Origin of the sequence: Candidatus Enterococcus moelleringii (genome assembly GCF_017377575.1) — a bacterium.
Taxonomy (GTDB): Bacteria; Bacillota; Bacilli; order Lactobacillales; family Enterococcaceae; genus Enterococcus_A; species Enterococcus_A moelleringii.
This window is the reverse complement of record NZ_JAFREM010000013.1, coordinates 13,079-38,687: the sequence shown is the minus strand read 5'-3', so window position 1 is coordinate 38,687 and position 25,609 is coordinate 13,079. Positions and strand designations below refer to the sequence as shown.

Genomic DNA, 25,609 nt, shown 5'->3' with positions numbered 1-25,609 from the left:
CCCTTAATCCTTCAAATTCTCGGCAACTTCGATCTCGCCGGTGTGTTTAGTTACCATTTTTGTCGCTAAAACCGTGGTTACGATCATTAACAGTGGGCAGCCTAGATAAATCAACAGGTTGCCGCTGAAGCGAACGGAGGTTAAGCCCATCAAGGAAACCAGAAGGCTGGCGATCCCTTTACCCGCCGTCATCGCCAGCAAGGTGCCGGTCATTAAGCCAATCACTAGGATTACCATGCTGCGAGCTAGATATTGCCTGGCCAAATCTTGATTGGTAAAGCCAAGTGCCTTCAAGGTGGCGATCTCTCGTTTGTCTTTGGTTACCAGAAGCTTCATAAATAAAGCAGTAATCAATCCCGTGATGATCACGGCGGTAATCGTCGCCCCAATCGCTGCCAGCAGCAACGAACGTGCAGTTGGCCCAATGGTCTGTTCCCGGAAAGCTGCGATACTGTTCACTTTGGCAAAAGGCAGGTCCTTTTTGTACTGATCGGCCTTGGCTTCCATATCAACGTCGGGCTTCAAATGGATATAAATATTGGTCCACATTTTTTCCGTGTCCTCATCCTTAAAGGTCCCCTTCGCGGTTTTCCCTCCATTAAAGGCATTGGTGTAAATACCAGAAACCGTTAGCTGTTTTTCTTTGCCATTTTGGATAATCGTTAAGGTGTCACCCACTTTTTTACCGTACTCTTCGGCATTAATCGTTGACAGGGCCACCTCGTTTTCGGCCTTCGGTGCAGCGCCTGCTTGATAGTCCACCGTGAATTTTTGATGGTTGCCTAGTTCAATCCGCAGCACACCTTCCGCCTTGTCTTCTTTGACGTTGAAGCTTTTTGCGACGATCTTATTGTAATCTGCAACATCTGAATCTTTGTCCAGCAGCTGCTCAATCGCTTCTTCCTTACCTTGACTGTTGGGTGAATCGTAAAGACTGGTCACAACATTGACCTCTTCGCTGTAGCCAATAAATTTTACAAACGAGTCATCAGAAATGGTACGATAGGCCATCCACGGTACGATCATAATAAAAGAAGAAATGATAAACACCAGCAGCATGGTCACATACATTTTCTTGCGGTTCGCAATGTCAATGATTCCCAGCCGCGTATTGTAAGAAAGCTTCGTCAGCTTGCTTAGATTGAAGCCGTTTTTGCTGGAGATCTTCTCGTTAGCGCCACTAAAACGAATCGCCTCCACCGCCGAGATTTTCTTGAAGCGGTTCAGCAGTCTCGACACATACAGAATCAACAACAGCATAACCAAACAAACACCGACGATTGCCATCAGCTTGCTTAATTGTTGATTGCTGCTTTCCCCGAAGGTCAGCCTGATATTTTCCAGCAAAAGGTTGCTGATGGGCAGTGAAATCAGATAGCCCAGTAAGCTGCCGATAACTGCAATCGCCACATACTTCGACAAGTAAATTTTCTTGATGTCCCGCACCTGCATTCCAATGGCCTTCATCACACCGATTTCTTGATAATCGGCTTCGATCTTCGCCAACAGCGTAAAACGAATACACATAAAGGTCATCAGAACCACTAGCATACTAACCAATAAAAGAATCGCGATCAGCATGCCATCAGAAATCGCACTTGCCAATCGAAATAGTCGATAAGTAGCGGTTGGACCATTCATTTCCAAGTTGGCTTTGCGATACGCCGCCTCAAATTCGTTCAGCTTTGATAAATCCTTTAAGCGGAATTGGATCAGGTGCTCCGGTGTGCCAGAGGGAACTAAGGCATCGTAGTCTTCTTGATGAACCAAGAAACGCTTGGAACCGGTCATGGGCGAATTCATCTCACCGTCCCGAACAAAACCGTCCACTTTAAATTCCCTGCCAGCAACTGTCACCTTATCACCAAGCTTAGCAGTGCCGGCCTTCTTCAAAGAAATCGGCACATACATCTCACCCGGCTTAGGATAAATCGGCTGATTGTTCTCATCCAGCAAAAAATCCATCTCTTTATTTTGTGTCGCCATCCCATTGTCATCGACACTATCGGAAAAATTGTAGTCGCCAACTTGAATTTTCGACCCTTCAATATTCAAAAACATCGAGTCTTCGTAACGTTCCACATTGTCGTTGCTTTTGACGAAGGCCTGCATCCGATCCTCATCCAGGTCCCCGGTATGCATTTGCATCAAATGGGCTACCACGGATTTTTCCAACAAGGTATCAATCGACCCCGATAAATTGATACTGAGTATCGTTGCCAAGGCAACCAACAAAGCGGCTACCGTAACAAACATCGTTGTCGTAATCGTGATTAATTTACTTTGCAGCACGTCATTTTTTATAATTCTGAAATACATCCCGTTCACTCCTGACTCCTTTGTAATAAGAACTATCTACACTATAACCAGCCAAGGTTTCCTGAATGTACAGGAAGTGTTAACTGAATATTAAAGTTGAAAAAATCCGCCAAATTCGGAGGGGTTCCGAGTTTGGCGGATTGGTTTATATTAAGCACTTAATTCTTTCAAAAGTAACACTTTAGCTGGACGAAAAAGACAGCTAAATAAAATAAGCAGTCTAAATATAAAAGAATTTATCACAAACTAATTCGTTATTTTTGTTCAGTAAATTCAGTCAACTCCAATTTTTCAGACAGTTGTAGAAACTGTGTTTGTTTATCGTATTATAAAGATCGTATGTGTATAACCAGTGAATTGCTGTTCTTTTCCCACTTCATTTATTGTTGCTTCGCTAACAAGTCACTTTTATTTTCATTTAGCTGACGAACAAGCGTATACATCACTCCTCTTGTAATACCTAAAAACTGACAAGATCCGTTTTCTTCTTCTAGGCTTACTCAGGTACATTACTTAAAGACGAAAGATATCTTACCTATATTTTTCGACCAAATAAATCGTAGTATAAAGATTACTGATTTTAATTACAACCCATTTCTACTGTACTAGCTAGTTCATTTTCTTTTATCAAATTTGGCCATATTGAATAGGTAAAATAATTTCAGTATACTAGAGTTATCCAGTAGCTGAATCCATAATTTTTTTAGAACTAGAAAATCGTATAAAAAATAATAATTATGGTCAAAAGGAATACATTCACATTAACAACTGAGCTTTGGTAGTAAAAATAATGATTGAACGGGGTGGCAAATATGGGTACATCAGATTTTAAATCCAAACTGCTTAAAGATATAGAGGAAACAGGATTCCCTTTCGAGATGGAAATATCATCAATGTTGAGAAATCGAGGATGGCATGTTTCGAATGGTTCTTATTATATTGATAAAGATGAAAACAAAGGACGAGAAATTGATGTAATTGCAGAGATTCATAAAGACCAACTTATTAGCAAAGAAGCCACGCTTGAAGTAGTATTTTCTTTAATACTTGAAATAAAAGAATCAAAAAAAAAGCCCTGGATATTTTTTACGTCTGATGCAACTTCTTTAATCGATTCAACAATCCCTAAAAAGTATACTAGTGGTGGTTTTGAAACTAAACCATATCGCTTAAATAGCTTATTAAGAAAATACACTGTTAAGGCCCAAGATAGAATAGGCAGAAATTTTTACATAGGCTTTTCTGGTAACGGAGCAAGAGATGACATTTACAAGTCGCTTTCTGGTTTAACAAAGGCATTAAATCACTTCATGGAAACAGATACCAATAAAGATAACAAAAGTGAAGATAGGTTGTTTAGGTATTTTGAACCCATTGTAATTATTAAAGGGGACCTTTTTGAAGCATTCATAAATAAAAAAGGAACTATGGAGTTAGAAGAGAGTAATTACATTCAGACCTACTTTAACTATTTGTCACCAAATTATTCTAATAATGCCCATAATATAATTCATGTTGTTAGCGAGAAATACTTTGAGGAGTTCATCTCTCTACAAGAAAAAGCATTACAGACTTTTTTTGATGCATTAATAAAGGAAAATATTGATTAATGTTTTAGACCTTGAATTTTTTTCGAACATTTTCTCTGATGAGGGTTTTAGGATAAATTAACCGTGTTAAGCGAACTACCCAATCAAACCTAAATCTAAATTTTCTGTTTAAATGGTCTTCTTTATTGAATTCCTTAGATTGGCTAAAAAAATACATCAATTATACTCGTAAATCTATTAAGTTGATTATTTCTACAAAATTCATGATTTTAGATAACCCACACTAGCATTTTATTTAACGAATTTCCGATTTGAAAAAGAAAAAAATATCAATAATTTAGTTGAGGGCTTCGAGGGATTCCTAGTTGCTCTCCAGTAATCTCAGACGCAATTCCGTTTATATATTGAAAAGGGGTAAATGATATAAACTCTGATAATAACCAACTATGTTCACTTTTTATATATTCATTTAGAATTTTTGGATCATAGCGTGCCAGTTCGCTCAAGGTATGCATTATTAAAAACATAACAACTAATGGATTCATATCTATAGCCTGGTCATTTTTAAAATTTTTGAAGTACCATCTAGAGTTTGTTCCAGCAGATATTTCTTGAAAATATCTTCTTAATTTCTTATGAAAAGTTATAACTTCTTCTCCACCAACTTTTCTCATATCTCCCAGTTTTGGGCCCTTTTTCCAAGAAAAGTATTTGTACTCGTTATCACGTTTATCAAAACTAATTTTATTAGAACTATTAAAAGTTTCGAATACTTTTTTTGTACGATACTTTTCATCTACCTCAGACACCAAAGTTATATGAAGATCTGGCTTACGTTCAAATCTTACAGAGTTGAGTGGTAAGAACATTTCCTCTGTCTTCTTTGTATTATGAGAGATAGTATACGCTCTGTGTATGAATACTAAATTAAATAGAAGTCTGTCTAACGTATAATTTGTATTGTTGATCTTGTCACCTAAAAAGGCGGCTAACTCTGGGCATATACCCTTAGATTTAATTTCTGTGGTTTCATTACACAAACTACATTTCTTACTTCCATGAACTTTCTTAGGGGTTCTTTTAACTCCATGATACTCATTTTTTATTTCTTCGTTTTTGAACAATAATAGTGCTTTTGTAGCGTTCAAGAAACTATAATACAATGGTAACGGGGAAGAAGTAATCGATAGATTTCTACTTGAATTATAAAATTCTTCTGCCTGATTCCAAAAAAATAGAATATTAGCTAGATTTTTTCTCTTACCTCTCGGTAAAGAATTAAGATAATATCTTACGTAGTCCCATCTGTTTTCTACTAATACAGTGCGACCTCTCATATTAGGACTATTTATACAAGTTTTTAAAGTTATAGGTATGTTATTATACTTCAATATCTTTCCCATTTACATCACCCTCAAAAAAATATTGCACAACTTCCATACAGAAACTTTCATTAAATCATCGATCATCCCTTTATAATCTTCTTTACTCGATATCATATCTGCAGCATAAATCATATGATTTCCTCCATCCCTACTTTTAGAAAACGATATTAGTTTATAATTATTTAAAGCTAACATAGATCACAAATATCTTGGTGTCATTCTATTTTTATTATACCATTCCCAACATGAAGAAAAAACTAGAATAAGAATTGAGCTTACTTAAGTATGGAGATTACAGATAAAAATTGAGCGCGCAGGTTAGTTACATTAGCTTTTGTGTATACACTTGCGTCGGTTCTCACTTTCTCGTGGAGTCGGCATCTAGTTTCTTACGCATTGACAGCAGTCTTTCTCCTCAAGAGAAAGTTTCCTAACATAAAACTTTTCAGCGGTTCACTTTTATTTGTTTTCACAAATCGTCTTCACTAATATGGTTTAAGCTAACTTCTCACTTTTAATCTTGTATCATAACAATACTTTGACACGGAGAAGCGGGACCTCAGCAATTAAGGTTCAACATCTTCAGATACACCCATGATTACCGATAAATATCGAACAGCCTCTTATTGTACTCATCACCGCCATCGATATTGCTGCTTCTAAATACCGGGACATCCACTCCCCACTCAACCTACATCTGGACAAACGCGGTGACTACTAGTTGAATAATGAAACAACTCATAACCGTAGATGTCGGGCCGTCATAACAAGGTCTGTGTGAGCGATACTAGCATCCCCGTAAAAAGAACGATTATCTAATCAACTCAAACACAAACGAAGTCCACTCGCGTGTCGACTCGCGCTATTTTTGAAGCATCTAAGGCAGTCAGGGCGATAATCCCCACACCCATTTCCTTTAGCCGCTGGGCAAGTTCAACTAATAAGACATTGCGATCTGAATTTGAGGTCATTACGATGACATTGCCTTTTTTGGAAAAAATATAATTACATGATTACACCCGCGTAGTCTGTCGTACATTCGATCATGGTACTTTTAAAAGCATGATTCATCCCTAACTCACTTTCCAAAATGGGAATGAATCCAGTGTAGCCTCCTGCCCGAGCGAAGACTTCCTGTACAATCATATCTGAGTGCCCGATACCAAAGAAATACACCTTCTTTTCTTGCTGAATACAGTCAATCATCATTTGTGCGGCTTACTGAATCACTTCTGTTTCTTCATTTATCACATGTTCCATACTTTCTTTCAGTACTTGATAATACTCGTGCATTAAGTTCATCGGCGTAGTTGATATTATTAGCCCAACGGCTTTTCAATAATATCTTCCCTTCTTTAGATTTTGATATGGGGTGCTTGACGTGCTCATTAACCGCCGAAAAACCGCTTACATTTCGTTCGTCTTTGCTCATAAAAAGCGGTCGCCATAAAAATCATCTAATTACAACTCATCCGTCTTTTCACTCATGTGAGCACAACTGATGGCGACAAACAAACCGATTAAAACCCATGGCAACGCTACACCTAAAAAATCGATAACCATTTTTATCTCTCCTTAAAATGCTCATTTGTTCACTTCTTATACTTATATAATAGCAACAATCCTATCAAGCTTCAATCAAATTTATCGTGTGATTAGCGTTTGCTCTGGCTCAAAGAATGGAACAAAGATTATCAAGCACAACAATAGGAAAACCACGAATATATACCTACCAACGATCCTTTTCATATCATCCCCCAGTTTGAACTATGACTATCAAAAATCCATCCCATTCTTACTTAAGCCAACGGCAAAAGCATTTCATACTGTCCGCTAGTAATTTCTGCCCCCATGTCACGCAAAAAGTTGATGCAGCCGTCACAAGAATCATCTACATTCACAAAGCGCAATTCCCCAGTCTCCGTGTACTGCATTAACGTGGAAATGATACCTTGTCCAATTCCTTTTCGCCGGAAGTCTGGCCGCACAGCAAATTGTGGTACATCTCCCGTCGCTTTTTCAACGATCCCATAGCCAACAATTTCAGAATCACGACGCACCAATACATAAACGAATTGTTCCGGCACTGCCTGGACTGAATCAATAGAGTTTTGCCAAGAGGCATCAAAATCCCAGAAGCTCTTCACTATTTCCCATTCATCCAGCGCAATGCCCGGCACACAAACAATTCCTTCCGTCGTTGTGGTCTGCACACTATTTTTATTCAACTTAAACACCGAAAAGGTTCTTGTTACCGTGAACCCTTTTTTTTGTATAGTTCAAATGCCACTTCATTACTCTTGAGCACTTCAAGCAAATATTGTTCCACACCTCGCTGCTTTAGTACATCAAGCACCTCATCAAATAGGCGGCTGGTAATTCCTTGCTTTCTGTAGGCTGGACTTACACCCGTTCCGGTATCATAGGCGGTCAGCTTGCCTTGCCAGTGCCTTAACCCGTTCAAAACAAATCCCACCAGATCCTGGTCTGGTTCAGTAAACGCGCCTATTGATATATCCGGGGTAAAGCCTCGTCGTTTCATCATAGTTTGAAAATTTTCTAACAACATAGGAAGCTTCACTGCATAATCAGAAAACGCCTCCTGAAAAGCGCGGTGGATTACTTGGATATCAATGTTTTCAAGCAGTATAGGGTTGATTTCTTTCATGTTGAATAGTCTCCTTCTCTTTTAATTCGAATGGTTCAATTGAACTCCCTCTTTATTACCTCTTTTTAGGCTTCACCTTCACGCCTACCAATCGCACAATATCAGGCAGTTCGTCATCACTGACAACCGAACGATGAAGCCAGCCGCCGTTAGTACCGCAGGGATAGCGGTTAATCCAAAGAGTTTGTATTTCAGGAAGTAACTCCCCCAGCATGGCTTCTACTTGCGGCGCTCCTTTGTCGTTAATCGAAATGGTGCAGCAAAAACCGTCCTCCTCAAAAAATACATACAACAACAATGACTTTTTATGGGAATACCTAAAGCCCCAGCCATAATCAGCTCCAAAAGGAAACTTCATCTCTCGATTCAGATCATACCGTTCCCGCAGCATTTCCTCAAAGCGCATCAAGCGCTGCCAAGCATCTGCACCCATAAAAAGTTGGACAGATTCTTCGGTAGGTTGCTGCGTCTTTTCGGTCATTCGTTTCTTATCTTGTTCATCACGAATTTCCTCTGCCATAAAAATCCCCTCACGATCCTTCTTTTTTATTCCATAATAGCATTAGTCGTCATAGAAAGCAGACCTTCTCTTCTACAAAATAGAGTACTGGTATACAAACTTTTTTGTTCTCGTATTCTATTTCGATTTAAGAACCATTGGTAGTAAGTCCTCTAGAGTATGTAAGTTTATTGACCAAATACAAGGCTGACATCTTTCGATCAGGTTAAACTACCTATCGAAAATCTTGACGTTAGCTCGTAAGCAACAGACGCTCAGCTTTTTCGGTTCGTGACTGTTAATAAAAATCGCTTAGGATTCATCCTCCAAAAATCATAAAATAGCGGTCATTCACAACGAACAACCGCTTCTAAAACCGAGTATAAAAATTATCCAATTACGATTCATCCGTCTTTTCACTCATACGAGCACAACTGATAGCGATAAATAAACCGATTAAAAATCATGGCAATGCTGCACCTAAAAGATCGATGATCATTTTTATCTCCCCTTCAACTCCCATTTGTTCACTTCTTATATTTATATAATGGCAACAATCCAGATAAGCTTCACTCAAATTCATCATTTGATTAGCGTTTGCTCCGGCCCAGAGAACAGAAAGAATGACTCCTCCTAAGAAAAGTCATCCTGCTAATTTCTGATTATAATACTAGCGAATTAAATCCTGCTAGAATTTTTCCTTCTATTATATAGTGCATTCTATTGATAAATCTGTTGCTGGTTACCGACACATTGCTGGTAGAAGGCTTCACTTAACTGATAACCTTTGCCCCAGTGAGTCACGATAATCTTGCCTTCCACTCCTTGCTCTTCAAACTTGCGCTTAATCCTGTTGACCATACAAGACAGCTGGCTCATGTTGGAAGGTGTTTCTCCTTCAGGCCAGATTTCTTCGCAGATTTCCTTGCGAGTCATTAGTTCGCCTTGTGCATGAATCAATAAGTCCATTAATCGGCGTTCCTTACCAGTCAAATGCACCTGCAACGCATCCAGCTCCTGTCTGATTCCACCATTTGGAAATGGAACCACCCGGCGATTCATATCGCTGGTCTGTATTACGGCGGCCAGGCTTTGTGCCAATTTTTCCCTTAGATTAATCAAGCTCTCTTCTTCTAGCAACCAATCCTGGAGTCCTTGTTCTTGCCACTTGTCTTTTTCCTCTGCAGTTGGCAGCTTTTCGACTTCTCGTAACACCGCAATCGGGTACCGGGAGAAAAATTCTAACAAGTTTTCTGTCTCTGAATCACAAATGGTTTTACTGAAAATCACTATCTGAAATTGTTGGATGACAGTGGGTGGTGTGCCAAAGCGTTGAACCTGATCAACTAGCTGTGCGGAGCACCACACTTCATGGTTTAGCTGCTGCAGCTTTTCCTGCAGCAGCTGATTGGATAAAATATTTTTAGTCAGAAGCAAGACTTGAGTCATGAGCTTCGCCCTCTTTCGTTCATTTTAAATTTTTTTCTGTATAAGTTCTACAGTTCCTTATTCATAGTGATCTTGGTGCCGGCTAATTTATCCACATGGTTTTGCAGCTCCTTGAAGATTTCCATGACATCCCGTTTGGATTCGTTGACTTCAAAGGAAATTTCCTTCGCCCGATCGTAAACCACTTCTAGATCTTCTTCGGCAGAGCGAATCATCGCTTCGGCGTCCATTTTGGCTTTTTCAACAGTCCGTTTGGCTTGTTTACGAGCTGAAACTAGGACTTCGCCGATTTCCTGTTGTGAATCTAGCGCTTCTAGTTTTAATGCTTCGTTTTCTTTTTGCAGTTGGCTTAATTGGCTTTGCAGCTGCTGTAAAGCTTCGTGGTCAATGACACTGTCGGAATCACTGTCTTCCAACAAACTCTTAATCGACGCATCCTTTTCGGCAATGACTTGATTCAGCTCATTTAACTGTGTATCCTTTTCCGACATTTCAGCTAGTAAGGCGTCCATTTTTTCCTGTAGTTGTTGATTGGCCTTGGCGATTTCTTCCGCCTCTTCCTGACTCTTTAGGGCTTCCCGCAGTTTTTGGCTTTCGTTTCTCAATTTCTGAACCTGTTGCTGGGCTTGTTCTTTTTCCGTTTCCAACACGCCCATGGCACTGCGCAGTCTTTCTTGTTCGTTCATCATTTTTTGATTTTCAATTCGGCGATCGGTCTGCTGCTGAATCAGCTCTCTCTCCCGCTCTTCGGTGATCTTTTGTAATTCCTCTTGCAGACGGGCGATTTCACTATCAGCTGACCCTGCTCGTTGTGTTCCTTGTTCGATCGGTCTTTCTGGTGTTCTTTCCACGGCTCTTTCCACTGGTTTCTCCCCATTCTTGTCCATTAAATAGACATTTGATCCCAATTCTTCTTCTACTTTGTTCTCTGGGATAGCGTTGATTTCATCGACGATACTCTTATTGAAAAACCAACCGTTCTTCTTTTTGTTTGTAGACATAGGCTACCTTCTTTCTTTTTATTCTTCCACTTCTACTTGGGTAAAATCTTCTTCATTGTTGGATCGAGTAAAGGTGCGATTGTAAGTTTTTTCTTCGTTGTTCTCATCCGTCACATGCATCTGGAAGGTCACTTGCGTTAAGTTGGTGACCACCTTCGCCTCTTGAACAAAGGCCAGCTGATTGGCTTCCAGCGTTTCCAGCTTGTCTTCGGTTCCTGAGTTGCCCACCATCGCGATGCTTAAGGTTTTGGATGGTATATCTAAAACTATCAACGTCGAAGATAAGCCGAAATACGGCTCCGCCTTGGTTGACAGATCATTTTCAATTTCGTATTGCACCTTGCGATTTTCGTGTTCAAATATTTCCTGCCACGCATAGTCCCCGAGTCCCAGCCCTTCTTCCGGATAGGCCTTAATCGGAATATCATTAATGAACCGACGCTGTTCTTGGCGCATTTTGTACAGCTCATCCTTCAGCTGAGAATTTTTCTGGCTTAGGTTGTGCATCTGGTCTTCTACTTCAAACAGGCTATACGTGCTCAAAAGCATCCCGGCCGCAAAGAGCAGGCTTAAGAACAAAATGAAAGAAACATGCTTTTCCTGCTCCAAATATTTTACGTAGGCCAGTTTTTTCTGGAAAGATAGGGGTTGGCCTTTTTGTTGGCTGATTTTTTTAAGCCGTGAATTGACCGCGAATCGATAAAACACGATGATTAAAACCACCAAGACCAATCCCACACTAATTAAATTGATAATAAACACGTTTCTCCCTCTTTTCTATCATCGTTTTTTGTCGCAAATTAGTGAATATTGGCGAGGTGAAACTGGACGGTCCCTTCAATTTGCTCTTTTTTAACAAAGCCGAATGTGCGACTGTCTTTGGATACATCCACATGATCCCCGATGACAAAATAGCTGTCTTCAGGAATCGATGTGAGAGCTTGTAATTCCTTTGCCACAGGCGCATTGATTTGAAACGTATAGACAGTTTCAAAATTTTCTGGTGCGCCGATATTCAAAACCATTCGGTTATTTCTGATAATAATGGCATCCCCCGGCATACCAACCACCCGTTTCACAAACATCTCCGACTCCTCTGGCAATTTAAAAGCAATCACTTCGTACCGTTTAATGGCAATATCCTTTCTCACCAGGACCGCATCGCCATCCTCTAGGTTCTGCTCCATCGAAGTGCCTGATACCCAATGAATACTGAAATGTTCCCTTAATTGCAGATTCAAAAAGTATCCCACCTCTATGCACAACGCGATCAGGCAGACGATGATCAACCCTTTTAAAATTTTTCGCCTTTTGTCAATGACGGTCGGTGAGTGATGTCTAGACATAGTTGTCCTCCCAACTCCTTATTTCGGTTTAATGTAGGAAACGAGGTTGGACTGCGCCAAGTCGTTTCCGATCACCCGATAAGAAATGATGGTGCCGCCGTAGACATTGCCTTCTGAGATCAAAATCCCTTCTGGTCCGACCGCTTCTACAAAAGCGACATGACCATACCGAGCATCCGATCCGGCAGAACCTGGGGTGAAGGAAACCAACCATCCGGCTTTGGGCTGATGACTGACCTCATAACCTAAGCGCTTGCCGTTGATGCCCCACTCGCCGCCGTTGCCCATGTAATCATCTACTGATTTTCCTAGCTGCTTCACTCGGTTAAAGGCGTACCACGTACATTGCCCTACCGGATAAGAACCAGAGCTGTTGTAGTTTTTCCCATCGTAATCTGGGAATTTCATGCGTTCCTTGTAACCCACTGGAATCTCTTCCTTGCCTTTGATAAAGACGCTGGAGTCATTGGCTTTCGGCCGATCGTATTCCGTCAGATGATACACCGCAATTAACGAGTTCAGCTTTTGGAAATACTCGGTATCCGTGGCATAGCTTCCAGTTAATGAATACGTGGCATTCAAATAATTCTTTGCTTTAGAACGCCATGTATTTTGATAAAAAGCATCGTTGCCAGAAATCCCGCCTCGCAGCAGGGTCACATAATCTCCTAAAGAGGCTGCGTAATTGGGGTAGCGACGGAAAGCAGATTGAATCTGATACAGTTCACCATTCCCTCGATCTTCGTTTGTGGCAAAAGAGACCGACTGTCCTTGGTAAGTTCCTTTTACGCCAAACAAATTGTGATAAGGAGCTACCGACAAACCACTACTGCCTGACCCGCTTTCTAAAATAGCTTGAGCAAGCATGACTGAAGCGAAAACATCGTATTCCAAGCCCAGTGTTCGAGCATCTTCACTCAGTGAATCAATAAATTTTTGGGTACCTTCATTAGCCTGAAAATCCTTAGAGGCTGGATATTCAGCCACAACGGATTGGCCATATTCGGTAAGAGTGACTTCCGGCAAGCCTTGCGCATAGATATCTTCTTCCAGCTCGCTGACTAAGCGAACTACGGCTTGCCGTTCTTTTGGTTTTTCCGTTTCCGACTCTGCTGGTTCTGCTTCGCCGACTTCTTCGGTTTCTTCCGATTCTTCATTTGTCGCTTCCTCTTCGATCTCCACATCGGCAATCGTTAAGTAACTGTTGTTCCCCAGATACATCCCTACCAATACATCCTTCTGGTACAAAAGCATTCCGGCAGTCAGCTCATCTTCTTCTGTTTTCTGATTATTTTCGGTAATACCCGCTCCAAACAGCTCCGTATAGAGCTGATTGAAAAAGGCTTCGGCGGTTAATTCATCAGCTTGCGCTTTCCCGACATGCTTAATCCCGCCATAGATTAGTGCTGCTTCTTCCTGCCGCTTGAAAGAAGAAAGTAATGGCAGTTCAAACAATCCTAAATCCGATTCAGCCAAACGTTCTGCCTTGAATTCGCTAGGTAGATTCAGCGTACTGGTATTAGACAACGCTGCCTCCGAAAAAGTTGGATTACTCGCCGGTGCCCATGTTGGACTAGGCGTGCTGATCTCCGGTGTTGCCACAGGCGTCACAGGTGCTACTGGCGTTGGTGCTGGCGGTTCACTAGATTCTGCCGGCACTGTTTCCTCTGCTTGTGACTCATTTGTACTAGAGGTTTCGGTTGTAGTTGAATCGCTAGTTTCCGGTTCTTTCTCCCCCGATGATTCCGAGGTGGACGGTTTAGTTGATGACGTATCTGTTGATGTTGAGCTTTCACTTGTTTCTGATGAAGTCGGCTCTGTAGACTCCCTAGTCGAATCACTCGTTGAAGATTCCACGCTTTCTTCTATTGAAGAGCTGCTGGATTCGACGATAGGTGCTTCGCTGGATTCAGCGACTTCACTAGATTCCACCGGTGGTGTTTCGGTTACCGTACTGGATTCCGGTGTTTGGACCGGAGCTTCCGGAGTCTTGTTCTCTTCGACGACAGTTTCGACACTTTCGGAAGAGCTCCCGATATTCACCGACAACCCAGTTGACGATTCCAGCGTCGGCTCTAATTCATCCGCCTTCAACACGCCGCCCTTTAAACTGGCTACCGCGCTACCCATTAATAAGATGGCACAGATTCCTGCAGCAACTTTTTTCATTCGACTTTTCTCCTTACTCATACTTGTGACTTCATTTTTTCCCGCTAAATCAAATCAAACTAAAAAATAGAATTGGTAATAAGAACAATAAAAACAATGGAACAATCGTCTGCAAGGGATCGCTGATAATTTTCGCCGCCAAGGTCATACTGATATGTTCCGGGGTACTAATCGGATCGGCCTTCAAGATATCGCCGTTGATCTTGCCCTTATTGCGCTTCAAGTTCATTTGATCCATCAAATTCTGATCCGCACCCCGTAACGGCACAATACTTTTGAGACTTCCTTGAACCAACCGTCGATAAATCGTCCCGATATCCCCTTCACAGCGCAGCAAGGTTAACAGTGCCTTGCCGCTCTCAGGATTTTTCTCGACATACGACACTTCAGTCTCCTCAATAACTTTGTTCAAGTTAACCTCATAAACATAGATATCCTTGAAATCGGTGGTGTACATCAGATCCCCATTCTTCAAGTTTTGGATGCGATGCAGCAGCACATCCTTATCGAAAATATTGTGGGCCAATAACACGTAGTTGCCTCGGCCCAGCTGCTGGTCCAGCCGATAGGTGGCCGCACCACTGAGTAAATTTTCATTGGCTAGGCCCGCCAGGATCGGCAAATCAATCTGCGCATTGGGAATCACGATTTTGCCGATGCCCCAATTATTCGTCGTGGTTTGAATCGCTGACTTGGCGCGGGCATAATCGGCAATTTTGACACTGGCAATTTGTTTCTCTTCATAATTAGCATTGGAAATTTTATCTAAATTAAAGCCGCTTAATTCTTCCTGCGGTCCGATATTAACACTGGCCGAAGCCGGCTCCTGCTCCATGTGCAGATAACCATAGATCGCGGTACACATGACCGCCACCATACTGATGAACAAAATGATGAACAAGGTCTTGGTCACTAGGAACAATCGCCTTAATCGTTTCCGCGCTTTACGAACAACTAGCGGATCATCTGATCGGAAGCGCCGGATATTGTACTGATAGATCGCCATCAACAGTAAGAAAATCGCGACATTGATGCCTAGCGTAAGCAAGACAATGTTTTGGTAGCTCCACAAATTCCGTTTTTTAACGGCTCGTTGCGTCGCTTCGTTGTAATCCACCCGATGGCCGGTTACTAACAATCGGAAGGTATTAATCCCCGGTGGCGTGCAGGTCAACAGCGTGACCTTATCTTTTCCCGGCTGAATTTTGACCTTTTCGGCATCGGTGGGTAGTATTTCTTCAAACTCATCAATTTCATAGGCCAGGCGTTTGCCTAAGATATTGATGAAAAACAAATCCCCCTCTTCTAAATTACGAATGTCGGTAAAGAGCACTTGGTTTTGGACCCCGCTGTGCCCGGTGATTACCGCCCGCGTATTGTTCCCGCCAATCGGAATCGAGGTTGGCTCGAAATGACCCAAGCCTTTGTCCAAGGTTCGAAAGGAGGTCCCATGGTAAAAGGGCATTTGTTCAATATCAATCGCTGGAATATCGATCGTTCCCATCACGGTGCCTTGTTCCATGATGCTTTCGTAGAGAATTTTTTCTCCGCTGAGATCGCCTTCCTGCTGCTTGAATATGTATTCATTGTAGGCTTGTGCTAATTCTAGCTGTTTCTGCTTGTCTTCCTCAGACATTTTCTTCATCGTATCGTCGTACTCAGTTACTGCTTTACTCCGCTCACGGTTCGCCAAATAATTCCCCGCGATTGGATACAGCAGGGTCAAGACGCCGCCCAGGATCATGAGAAGCGCAAATCTTCTAAGAAGGGATTGCCCTTTTTTATTTCGTTTCTTTTTCCTCACAATCGTTCCTTCTTTCATTCGCAGCTACGGTAATTCCCGTTATCTTTATAAACAAAGAATCAAGGATACTCCAATAAGCATCCAAGATTCCTTGTTTAACGCATCTTTACTTCCTCTAAAGCGCTAGAAAATATCCTTCTTTCGATGGATGTTAAACATGCCGATTAGGCCCATCACAACAATCATCGCCAGAATCCAGAGCAAGGTTTGATACGTCCCAATATTTCCACTCGTTTGAGGCAACCGTTTGTTTGGCTCATTCGGGCTATTCGGATTATTGGGCGTATCTCCGCTAGTGTTTGGTAATTTTGGCGTCAGACTAACCGCACTGGATTTCGGATAAATGTAGACTTCATTTAATGGTTCACCTTCTCGTTGCGGGAAGGGTAATTCCACAACAACCGGCTTCATGACTTCCTTCAGCTGATCATGGGCCATTTCAGAAATCTCATACATCCCTTGTGCCAGACCCCCGACACTGGCCAATCCACTAGCAGTAGTGGTTACGGTGGTGGAAAAAGCTCCCTCACCCTTCATTGCTTCAAAACCACTGCCGCCTTGAATCGGCGTTACCCGGGTAATCTGGTAAGAAATGCCTGCCATTGGCTCCAGAGCATTCCCGTTTTCGTCCGTCACTTGATCCACTTTGATTCCGTCAAGAGGCAATGCATTTATCTCCTGCTCATCAATTTTGTACTTTTGAATATTGATGGTGTAGCCAGAATCAACAGGTTGCGTGTCTTCACCGTAAGCAGTTGTACTCTGCAGCAAGCACGGAAGAAAAAGAATAAGTGACAGCAATATACGACTTAGTTTTTTCATCTTACTCTCCCTTTCCGTACTTTGCGTAGTTTGATCGGATGAAAATGATGAATCACACCGATCATTCCTAAGAGCATCAGACTACCTGAAACGATTAAGACAATTTGCATCGGTTCATTACTACCAGTAAATGGCAGCAAAGTTTCACCTGTGTCAGACACGTAGACTTTGAGAATGTAATTGTATTGCGGAACCGTCACTTTGATTGGTTCCTTAATCAATTCATATCCCGGTGGTGCCTTGGTTTCGACAATTGTGTAATCGCCTGGCGCAAAGCCTTGGGTGAATTCCAGCCAACCAGTCCCATCTGTTTTTGCCGAACCGATTTTATCTGCTGGGTCTGTGCTGTTGCCTTTGTAGATATCGAATTCTGCATTGCGCAATGGCGTTGCTGTATTTTCGATCTCTTGTTCACTTAACTGACCATCATTATTTTGATCAACTGCACTGCCTTCTACATATTTGAAGAGGCGTATCTTCGAGACTCGAACCAACCCGGCATTGACATCAGTCACATGACTAACAGATTGACCTGGCTTACAAGCAGCTGGCAAATCAGTTAATTTCGGCTGATCGTACCAAGGGGTAATGAAGAGATCTGGATCGGCCTTCGAGTTCTTCGTTGCATCTGATCCGACCAATTGCTTGGTCACGATCATGACTTTGCGAATAATAACCAAATCGTAGAGACTGAATTCAACACTGTACTCGCCTTCTGGTAAATTCTCAAATTTGTATTTCCCATCAGGTCCTGTTTTGACTAACGAATTTCCACTGCCATCAATGAACTTCTCCCCAGTCAAACTCTCTTTGACTACCTGGTCTTTATAGCTAGGCTTTTCTTTACTAGTACGGTAAAGCTTAACTTCAATATTAGACGCTGGATCTTCTGGCGTGCCGTCTTTCTTATTACCGATTAAACCATCGTAGTCGTCGTCATACCAAACATAGCCTGTTAGGTCACGACCGTAGACTTTGGTTTCGACGATGTTACTGTTAACCGGCAGATATAGCGTGCTATTAAAGCTCGCACGATTTCGATAAACATCCCCCGCCTTTTGACCAGTAGGTGAAATAGTAATCTCAAACTCCAATTCATCCCCTACCGCCAATTCCCTTGCTGTTATTAAGAATGCTTTGGCATTTTTTATAGCAGTGGAGCCAGACCCTTGCGTATAAACAGGCCATAACGGGCTTGAGGTTGGGATTGAATTTGGATTCGTATTTTCAATGTTAGTCAAAGTAGCGTCAGTGTAGTTTATGGTTCCCGTCCCTTTAGTAATTTTTATACCTGCGACCGTATAAGATCCATTGAAAGATGTGCCGAAAGAATCTCCATTATATGGTAGTGCGTCCAAAATTTTTGCATTGACTATCTTGTCGGAGCTATCATTTCTTATTTTGATCTTATATTTGATGTCGGTGGACAAGGACGTATTCGCCGGATCATTCTTTCCAACTTCAATCAGTTCAGGTACTGCTTCTTTGGTTAGAGAAATTTTTTGCATCTGATAAAGCTGTACCTTACCAGTTGATTCTCTCACCTGAATTTTAGACGTATCTTTTTCATTAGGACTTCCTTTGATCCAAATCTCACCTTCTGTATGAACAGTTACTTCTGAAACTGCTGAGTCATTAAAGGTTAAATCCTTCATAACAGATGCTGTATCAAAGTTAACCTCAGGAATGTCACCCTTTGAAGGATTGATATTATCAATCAACCAGACGATTGTTGTTGAACCGTCCGCATTTTTCTTAGTACTTTGAGGTGAGATCGAATTCCCTTTGCCATCTTTAGCTGTGCCAGTAGTATACTCCAGTCCTTTAGGGATAGTCGTTGTCAATCTAACCGTGTGATTGGCATTTCCGCCCGTTACATTTCCCGAAACCTTCCAGCTGACAGATTCGTCAGTTTTGTAAATCGATTTCCCGGGTTCTGTTGTCGTAGTGATACCGACACCATTGATCCACAAAGTATCCCCATGACTAGCTTGATATCCTGCTTGTCCAATATCTTGACCCGCAGCATTTCTGGCGTAGTGACCACCTGTTTTTACTCCGCTTGTGTTAAAAACACTTGGAGCATAATAATTACCAACGTTAGGTCTTGCATATCTAACTTGACCGTTAAGACCATAAGTGAAGGTATTCATCAAAATAATATTGGGATTACCCGAACTATCTCTATAATCATTGATAGGACCTATCGCTTTAACAGGCACTTGTAATCCAAAGTTTCCAGCATACCGTCCACCTACGGCCTTCACAGCAGATATTATCTTGCCTCCTGCTAATGCTGTATTAACATCAGAGTACCAAGTATACTGACCCTCAATTGCAGTTTCTGTTAAATAAGTATTTTGTGGAACTGTACCGGATTTCTTCACACCATAATAAAATGTGTATAGGTCAGGGTAATCACTTACGACTTCCATGTTTCTAGTGGAATCATAAGCTATCGAGTTAGCATTCCATCTTCCATAGGCAACAACTTTTGATGTCAACATTCTATTCATATCCGAATATCGAACTGAAGCTGTGAATTCATACCCTTTTGCTACCTTGGCATCACCGCGTCCATCCCATTGACTATTTACACTTCCCAATGAGTTTCCTTGTTGTTTAGTAACTGGGTTATAAGGGTATGTCCACAAAACATGCTGAGATATTGTTCCTGGATCAGCAGATATTGATAAAGTAGTCTTACCCTCGCCTGCGTGAGATTGATTTTCATATTTAATATTAGTTATTTCAATCGTAGCCTCATAAGTCTTAGCAGTTTCAGGACGATTAGCAAAATACAAGTTACTCCATTCGACAAGTAGTGATGTGGAAGCAAAATATTTGTTGTTTTTTCCTACATCAGCACTCGCCATGGAATAAGTATAAGGATTCCAAACAGGCTCATAATCAGATACCTTCACTATCGTATCTGTCGGTACCGTAACTGTTCCTGTATCGTAAACACCGATTTTAGACAAATCATTTGTCGTAGGTTCACTGGAATGAATTTGTATACCTTTACCATAAGGGATTCCCTTAGACAAAATAGCACTATCAATATTTAACGTGCGAGTCCCCGATTTATGACTATACCAGTCCCAATTACTAGCAGTAGAATCCAATGATCCCCAAGTACCTGCTATGATTTTGACAGGATAAGCTTGGGTTGTACTTGTTGAATTATTACCTATAGTTACATTAGAAGGTGTCCCATTTCCTATTTGGTAAGTAGTTTTTGTTGTTCCTAAGGTGAATTGAATATCTCCTACTGGAAAAGTTGAACCTCTAAAATCTCCTGCAGCTCTTCCAGAAAGTTCTTTCAGCTTAATTCCTACACCGAGTCCCGCAACTTGCCAATTGTTTCGAGTGCTGGCATTCCAGCCACCTCCAGAAATTGTTGATCCGAAAGGTTTTTGCTGCCCCTTTACTAGCGAGGTATTAATATTGGCTTTTGCTGACACTCTTGCGTCCGGAACTTTTAACGCTGATAAGTTATTCTCATCATAAACTTGATTAATCGTTTCGACGCTGCCTGTGTTTTCGTTTAACGCGCTAATAATCGTAATTTTCATTTTAGGCTGAATCAACGTATTATGCTGTGCGCCAAAAACATTCACAAAAATCGGCAATAGTATCTGTCCGTTCGAATTGATGGACGATTCTACATAACCGTTCTCTGTTTTTGTTCCATCTGGTTCAGTCCTCAAATTCCCACTGTTTTCAGCGATAATACCAAAGTTGTTCCTAGTTTTATTCGAGCTGTCAAAACCATAAGCGTTGGGCAAATCCATGTCTATACGATATTTAATATCTTTATAGGTTACACCTGGATCACTGCCTTCTAGAGAGAATGTTAATAGATAAATATTAGAATCAAAGGTACGAACCCATTCATTGGTTGCGTCAGCATCGTTCCCTGGATTACTGTTAGCATCAAAACTAGCCGTTCCTGTTCGAACTTGCATCCTTGCTCCCGTAACATTAATTGGAGACGATGCCCTGCTTTGCTTTTTCTTTTGACCTTCTTCAAATGGTAGAGCAATCGGCTTGAAGGATTCTGCCTCTGAATATTCTCTTTCCACCAGTTCTTCAATTGATTCTTCACCAGTTATTTCTGGTGCCTGGGGTTCTTCAACTTCTTCTGGCGCCTCAACTTCTGGTTCTTCTTCAGTTTGTTCTGGTTCCGTTTGCTCCGGCTCTGGTTCAGGTTCTTGTACTTCAGGTAAAGTAAAAGTCATTACCTTCTGCTTCGTTTCCAGCACTACATTTTCTAAAGTTACTTCGGTATTCTCCTCAGTTTCTCTAGTAATATAAACCTTTTTCGCATCATCTTTCAGCAATTTCAAATAAGTTGTTGCTTCTCCAGTTTCAAAGTTTCTTACTATAATAAGCTCACTTTTGGGTTCGGTTTTTTTGTCAGCTTTCTCTTCCAAAGCTGCCTTTTCCTGTTCCAAATCAAACTGTGAAGACAAGACCTCTCGAACAGGAAGATTGTTTTCCTCTTCATTGGATGACGAAAGGCCGACATTGTTGCTTTCAACTAACCGAAATAACTGATTCTCTTTAGCTGTCAATTCTAGTAGGACTGAAGGCTCTAGAATACTAACATCCTTACCAGTGACGTCCTCGTCACCTTGACGAACCGTCAGCTGTGATGAAGTATCATCCGCTCGTAATGAATCCATACTAGATATTGCGTGAACAATACCTAGTATGAATACGATAGGAAGTAGGATGGCGACTATTTGCTTTAATTTGATTTTTCTGCGCATCGTCTGCCCTTCCTTTCTACCTCCATTTTATGCTGCGCGGCGTTTTTTATCGATTGCGATCGCCACTGTACCGATAGTAATTGCACCTAACGCGATTGACACTAACAACATTGTTCCAGTTCCCCCAGTGAATGGTAGGTCTGTTTTTGCTTTATTTTCTACTTCTACAGTCAAGCTAGTATGAGTATCTAATTTAACAGTAACTTTTACTGGCTCTTTGATTAATTCGTAACCAGTTGGAGATTTTGTTTCCACGATCCAGTAGTCTTTTTCGATGTCTGCTCTTGGCCATGTTGCTTCACTCGGGATACTTGGTTCTTGTTTACCATTGTTGTTGCTATCGGTAAACCAGTTTAGTTGCAAACCATCAAACTGTGCGTCACCAGTAGCATTTGTCGTGCTAGTCAAGTAAGTTACACCTGCCGGTAATACTGGTGTACTAGTTCCATCGTCGTTTAAAGTATAAGCTTTGCCATCAGAAGCCAAGAATTTTTTAGCCCGTGCATCAGCTTCAGTTTCAGCAATGTAGAATTCTGCTCCAGCTAGTTCAGTTGTTTTGTCTTCAGCTAACTTTTTAATTTTGAATCCGCCATCGTAGTATTCTGGCTCATCACTATTTTCTGTTACTGGTTCTTGACCAGGAATCAGGTAAGCAACATCGTATTTATTGGTGATTACACCGTTAAAGTTTTGTTCAACACGTACCTTGTAGATAACTTGAATGTGAGTATTTTCATCCTCAGTTAGTTTCTTCATACCAGGCTCTGTCAAGCTGATGACTACTTTTTTAGGATCCCCTTTAGTTGTGTTAGTTACCGCATTACCAGCTGTAACAACAGTCCCATTCAGCTCTGCTGTGTACTCTGTACCATTAGTTAATGTAGTCCAAGTGATACCATCTTTACCAAGTACTCTTACTTCTACATCATCTAAAAGTAAATCAGTATTCAAATCATCATTAACTCGGAAATAACTTCCGTACACTTCATCACCAACAGCAACTACTTTATCTGGTGCTGGAAGATGAGTGACAGGATCCACCATACCAGTAATGATCATTGGTTTATCAGCTTTGAAGTATAATCCGCTTGGTAATTTAGTTGTTGCTTCCCATTGGAATTTTTCTCCCGCTTTAATTGAGAATCCTTTACCGCCTTCGACAGTCTTATCTAATTCAGTATCAGTTACAATATTCTTAGGATGCACATGAACGTCATAAATCAATTTGCTTGTGTCATCTCTTTTTGTTTGAGGTAACCAAACAAAGAATGGATCCATTGGTTTGTTGATTTTTAATCCAGTTTCTAGTGGATTAGTACTTGGATCAGAGTACGTATAATCTCCATTAGCATCTGGAATTTCTGTTACCAGATAGATACCGTCGCCAGCTTTACCTGTTCCTACATCAAAGGTTAAACTTCCGTCTGCCGCTGTTTTGCCTGTCTGTTTCGTGAATGAAGAATCAATTGTATAATCTCCGTTGGCTACTGTTTGAACCAATGGATTAGTCAGCTTTTTACCTGCTGCAGGAATCACTCGTATAATTTCAAAGTTAACATCCTGCATCACTTTTTTGCCTTGTAAGTCTGGTGCTTGAGCTGGATCTAAAGATTCACCATCACCACGTCCACCTAATTCTGAAGCACTATTAATTTCATACTTCCAAATGGTGATCGAACGTTTTGAAGTTGTATCCGACACTGGGTTTTGCGTGATATTTTGTGTAGGCGGTGCTGCTAATACTGATGTTCCCGCACCTAGTCCGACGCCTCCTAACATTGTCAACAACCCTAAACTAACTGCTACTCTGCTTATCCATTTACTTTTCTTCTTCATAATAAGCTCCTTTTCTATCCTTTTTTTTTGTTTGGTGTATACTTTAACTAGATAACATTTGAAAAAGTCTTAATTGAGAGGTCCCACTTTCAAGCATACTTAATCCATATCAATCGTCGGAAATGACCAGACTATTGATATACTTTTTGCTATCTAATTAACAATAGATATTTTTTCTATCCTTCGATAGACATGCCCCCTTCCAGGCAAAATTGATGAGCCAATAGATAGTAATAGTCACTAAAAGCTACTATCTTCAGGCTCGCGGTTTTTCTTTGACTATTAAAATCCAAGAAAAGTGGCTAAAATCAGGGCTTTGCGAGGTTATTTGACGGCTCGCTGACGGCGTAAAAATCTATAATACTGACTGAAGCTTTCTATAAAACAGTAAAAAGCCCATCCGATTTTGGAAGAGCTTTTTTTGCTATTTATATGTAATTTTCAGGAATCGTTTTCATTTCTTTCCATGAAACATGGTTCTTTATATAGAAGCTTTTTTTTAATTAGTCATCTAGCCTACCCATTTTATATCTAGACGATTCACTACCTTGCGGCGCTCGGTTAAATCTGAACCCGTGTATACATCTAAAGTCATTTGGGTAGATGAATGGCCTAACAATGCACTGATATCAGCAATCGTTCCTTGTTTTTCCAGCAAACGAGTCGCAAATGTATGGCGCAGCTGATGGAAATGACAGTTTTCGACCCCTGCTTCTGTGCAAATCCGTTTAAAATGGTAAGAAATCAACCGTGGTTCCATTGGATGATCCTTCACTTGAAAAACAAAGCCGCAAGCATCGGCTGGCTGCCAAGAAAGCAACCATGTTTTCAAGGCATTAGACATAGGAATGATTCGTTCTGATGCCTTGGTTTTTGGTTTGCTTAGTTGAAGTTTCGTTCCTGAATCTTCGGATAATATCCGTTGATAGGTACTGTCAATCGTGATTAGGCCAGTAGAAAAATCAATATTTTCCCAGCGTAAAGCCGCCAGCTCACCAATCCGCAAACCGGTTTGCAGCGCGAATAGGACGGTCTTTCCGTGTTTATCCTGAGCTGCTGTCTGCTCCAATTTCTTTTGCTGGGTGTTTGTTAAAGGCTCAACCTTTTTTACTTCTTTAGCTGGCAGTACTACTTCTTGAAAAGGATCAGATCCTAGATGGCCTTCCTTTACTGCCTGAACAAAGAAACGGTGCGCCAATTGAAAGACCGTGTGAATCATGGTTCCTGATAAAGGGCGCTCTACTAATGCATCTACCCACTCCTGAACATCCTTTTGAGCAACTTCCCGTAAAGAAAGCTCTCCAAGATAAGGAAAGACATATTTTTCTACCTTATATAGATAGGTTGTGTGCGTGGATTCCTTAATTTGCGGCTTTTTCTTGTCTAGACAAAAGGAAAGCCAATCATGAACGGTTCCAGCATACGTACCATGGACTTCCTGAATTTGCTGGTACTCCCACTTCTTAGCTAGCAGCTTCTCCTTCATTTTCTTGAAATTTCGGTGATATACATAACCGTATTGGATTTTTCCATTTGCTTTTCTGCCTTTAATATAGCGTCCCTCCCATCTTTTGTCCTTACGTTTATAAATGTTTTCGCCTCTGCGACTCATGTAAAACTCTCCTTTATATTGATTAGATTTTTGACGGCTTATTTGACGGCTTATAAAACCACAGAAACTGCCAAAAAAGTCCGATTTGTATGATATTGTCTCTCTCGCTCGACTGGAAAACCTCTTCCCCCCAATGTAATTATTCAAAATATTTATTTTCCCAAAGAATATTGACGAATTTCTACGGTTATACTATACTTTGAATAGAAAGATTATGTTTATTTTATTACTGTTTTTCTTAGATTTTAATATACAAAGAAAATTAATCTCCTTGCTTAAATCCAGCTCTAACTCTCTCATTTTACAATTTTACCCACACCCTTTCATTATTTAATTTTAATTATTTTGGAATATCTTGATTAAAACACCTCTAT

The 25,609-nt window shown here is 41.0% G+C and carries 18 protein-coding genes; 1 reads left to right on the top strand and 17 read right to left on the bottom strand.

Annotation, left to right across the window (positions count from 1 at the left end):
- Positions 1 to 3: 3 nt before the first annotated feature.
- Positions 4 to 2,319, bottom strand: a complete 2,316-nt coding sequence (locus tag JZO70_RS08195) for an ABC transporter permease (protein WP_207673070.1) — start codon at positions 2,317 to 2,319, stop codon at positions 4 to 6.
- 812 nt (positions 2,320 to 3,131) lie between these two features.
- Here JZO70_RS08195 and JZO70_RS08190 point away from each other — a divergent pair.
- Positions 3,132 to 3,929, top strand: a complete 798-nt coding sequence (locus tag JZO70_RS08190) for a hypothetical protein (protein ID WP_207673069.1) — start codon at positions 3,132 to 3,134, stop codon at positions 3,927 to 3,929.
- A 269-nt stretch (positions 3,930 to 4,198) separates the two neighbouring features.
- Here the strand turns inward: JZO70_RS08190 and JZO70_RS08185 are convergent, their stop codons facing one another.
- The 16 genes from JZO70_RS08185 to JZO70_RS08115 form a co-directional block, all read right to left on the bottom strand.
- Positions 4,199 to 5,272, bottom strand: a complete 1,074-nt coding sequence (locus tag JZO70_RS08185; RefSeq protein ID WP_207673068.1) for a YaaC family protein — start codon at positions 5,270 to 5,272, stop codon at positions 4,199 to 4,201.
- An 806-nt stretch (positions 5,273 to 6,078) separates the two neighbouring features.
- Positions 6,079 to 6,225, bottom strand: coding sequence for a hypothetical protein (locus JZO70_RS22410; protein WP_242703852.1), 147 nt, complete (start codon positions 6,223 to 6,225; stop codon positions 6,079 to 6,081).
- Positions 6,226 to 6,259: 34 nt separating this feature from the next.
- On the bottom strand, positions 6,260 to 6,463 hold the full coding sequence (locus JZO70_RS22405) for an SIS domain-containing protein (protein WP_242703851.1): 204 nt from the start codon (positions 6,461 to 6,463) through the stop codon (positions 6,260 to 6,262).
- A 590-nt stretch (positions 6,464 to 7,053) separates the two neighbouring features.
- Entirely contained in the window at positions 7,054 to 7,491 is a 438-nt protein-coding gene (locus tag JZO70_RS08175; RefSeq protein ID WP_207673067.1) for a GNAT family N-acetyltransferase, read from the bottom strand.
- 14 nt (positions 7,492 to 7,505) lie between these two features.
- A complete protein-coding gene (locus tag JZO70_RS08170) occupies positions 7,506 to 7,922 on the bottom strand; it encodes a GNAT family N-acetyltransferase (protein ID WP_207673066.1) in 417 nt (138 codons plus the stop codon).
- Positions 7,923 to 7,977: 55 nt separating this feature from the next.
- Positions 7,978 to 8,442, bottom strand: a complete 465-nt coding sequence (locus JZO70_RS08165; RefSeq protein ID WP_207673065.1) for a DUF3788 family protein — start codon at positions 8,440 to 8,442, stop codon at positions 7,978 to 7,980.
- 699 nt (positions 8,443 to 9,141) lie between these two features.
- On the bottom strand, positions 9,142 to 9,870 hold the full coding sequence (locus JZO70_RS08160) for a winged helix-turn-helix domain-containing protein (RefSeq protein WP_207673064.1): 729 nt from the start codon (positions 9,868 to 9,870) through the stop codon (positions 9,142 to 9,144).
- Positions 9,871 to 9,917: 47 nt separating this feature from the next.
- Entirely contained in the window at positions 9,918 to 10,871 is a 954-nt protein-coding gene (locus JZO70_RS08155) for a coiled-coil domain-containing protein (RefSeq protein ID WP_207673063.1), read from the bottom strand.
- A gap of 18 nt (positions 10,872 to 10,889) precedes the next feature.
- Entirely contained in the window at positions 10,890 to 11,633 is a 744-nt protein-coding gene (locus JZO70_RS08150) for a hypothetical protein (RefSeq protein ID WP_347565113.1), read from the bottom strand.
- Between the two features lie 38 nt (positions 11,634 to 11,671).
- Entirely contained in the window at positions 11,672 to 12,217 is a 546-nt protein-coding gene (gene lepB / locus JZO70_RS08145) for a signal peptidase I (protein WP_207673062.1), read from the bottom strand.
- Positions 12,218 to 12,235: 18 nt separating this feature from the next.
- A complete protein-coding gene (locus tag JZO70_RS08140) occupies positions 12,236 to 14,386 on the bottom strand; it encodes a glucosaminidase domain-containing protein (protein ID WP_207673061.1) in 2,151 nt (716 codons plus the stop codon).
- 49 nt (positions 14,387 to 14,435) lie between these two features.
- A complete protein-coding gene (locus JZO70_RS08135; protein WP_207673060.1) occupies positions 14,436 to 16,208 on the bottom strand; it encodes a class C sortase in 1,773 nt (590 codons plus the stop codon).
- Between the two features lie 105 nt (positions 16,209 to 16,313).
- A complete protein-coding gene (locus tag JZO70_RS08130; protein ID WP_207673059.1) occupies positions 16,314 to 17,012 on the bottom strand; it encodes a pilin N-terminal domain-containing protein in 699 nt (232 codons plus the stop codon).
- Positions 17,009 to 21,787 (bottom strand): SpaA isopeptide-forming pilin-related protein, encoded by a 4,779-nt coding sequence (locus tag JZO70_RS08125; protein WP_207673058.1) that lies wholly within the window; start codon positions 21,785 to 21,787, stop codon positions 17,009 to 17,011. The genes JZO70_RS08130 and JZO70_RS08125 overlap by 4 nt, the downstream gene beginning before the upstream one ends.
- Before the next feature lie 27 nt (positions 21,788 to 21,814).
- On the bottom strand, positions 21,815 to 23,623 hold the full coding sequence (locus tag JZO70_RS08120) for a SpaH/EbpB family LPXTG-anchored major pilin (RefSeq protein WP_207673057.1): 1,809 nt from the start codon (positions 23,621 to 23,623) through the stop codon (positions 21,815 to 21,817).
- Between the two features lie 511 nt (positions 23,624 to 24,134).
- Positions 24,135 to 25,235, bottom strand: coding sequence for a tyrosine-type recombinase/integrase (locus JZO70_RS08115; protein ID WP_207673056.1), 1,101 nt, complete (start codon positions 25,233 to 25,235; stop codon positions 24,135 to 24,137).
- Positions 25,236 to 25,609 lie beyond the last annotated feature (374 nt).

Bases quoted from the DNA above. Each gene is read 5' to 3' on its own strand.
- JZO70_RS08195 (WP_207673070.1), bottom strand. From the start codon at position 2,319: ATGTATTTCAGAATTATAAAAAATGACGTGCTGCAAAGTAAATTAATC.
- JZO70_RS08190 (WP_207673069.1), top strand. From the start codon at position 3,132: ATGGGTACATCAGATTTTAAATCCAAACTGCTTAAAGATATAGAGGAA.
- JZO70_RS08185 (WP_207673068.1), bottom strand. From the start codon at position 5,272: ATGGGAAAGATATTGAAGTATAATAACATACCTATAACTTTAAAAACT.
- JZO70_RS22410 (WP_242703852.1), bottom strand. From the start codon at position 6,225: ATGACCTCAAATTCAGATCGCAATGTCTTATTAGTTGAACTTGCCCAG.
- JZO70_RS22405 (WP_242703851.1), bottom strand. From the start codon at position 6,463: ATGATGATTGACTGTATTCAGCAAGAAAAGAAGGTGTATTTCTTTGGT.
- JZO70_RS08170 (WP_207673066.1), bottom strand. From the start codon at position 7,922: ATGAAAGAAATCAACCCTATACTGCTTGAAAACATTGATATCCAAGTA.
- JZO70_RS08165 (WP_207673065.1), bottom strand. From the start codon at position 8,442: ATGGCAGAGGAAATTCGTGATGAACAAGATAAGAAACGAATGACCGAA.
- JZO70_RS08160 (WP_207673064.1), bottom strand. From the start codon at position 9,870: ATGACTCAAGTCTTGCTTCTGACTAAAAATATTTTATCCAATCAGCTG.
- JZO70_RS08155 (WP_207673063.1), bottom strand. From the start codon at position 10,871: ATGTCTACAAACAAAAAGAAGAACGGTTGGTTTTTCAATAAGAGTATC.
- lepB (WP_207673062.1), bottom strand. From the start codon at position 12,217: ATGTCTAGACATCACTCACCGACCGTCATTGACAAAAGGCGAAAAATT.
- JZO70_RS08140 (WP_207673061.1), bottom strand. From the start codon at position 14,386: ATGAAAAAAGTTGCTGCAGGAATCTGTGCCATCTTATTAATGGGTAGC.
- JZO70_RS08135 (WP_207673060.1), bottom strand. From the start codon at position 16,208: ATGAAAGAAGGAACGATTGTGAGGAAAAAGAAACGAAATAAAAAAGGG.
- JZO70_RS08130 (WP_207673059.1), bottom strand. From the start codon at position 17,012: ATGAAAAAACTAAGTCGTATATTGCTGTCACTTATTCTTTTTCTTCCG.
- JZO70_RS08125 (WP_207673058.1), bottom strand. From the start codon at position 21,787: ATGCGCAGAAAAATCAAATTAAAGCAAATAGTCGCCATCCTACTTCCT.
- JZO70_RS08120 (WP_207673057.1), bottom strand. From the start codon at position 23,623: ATGAAGAAGAAAAGTAAATGGATAAGCAGAGTAGCAGTTAGTTTAGGG.
- JZO70_RS08115 (WP_207673056.1), bottom strand. From the start codon at position 25,235: ATGAGTCGCAGAGGCGAAAACATTTATAAACGTAAGGACAAAAGATGG.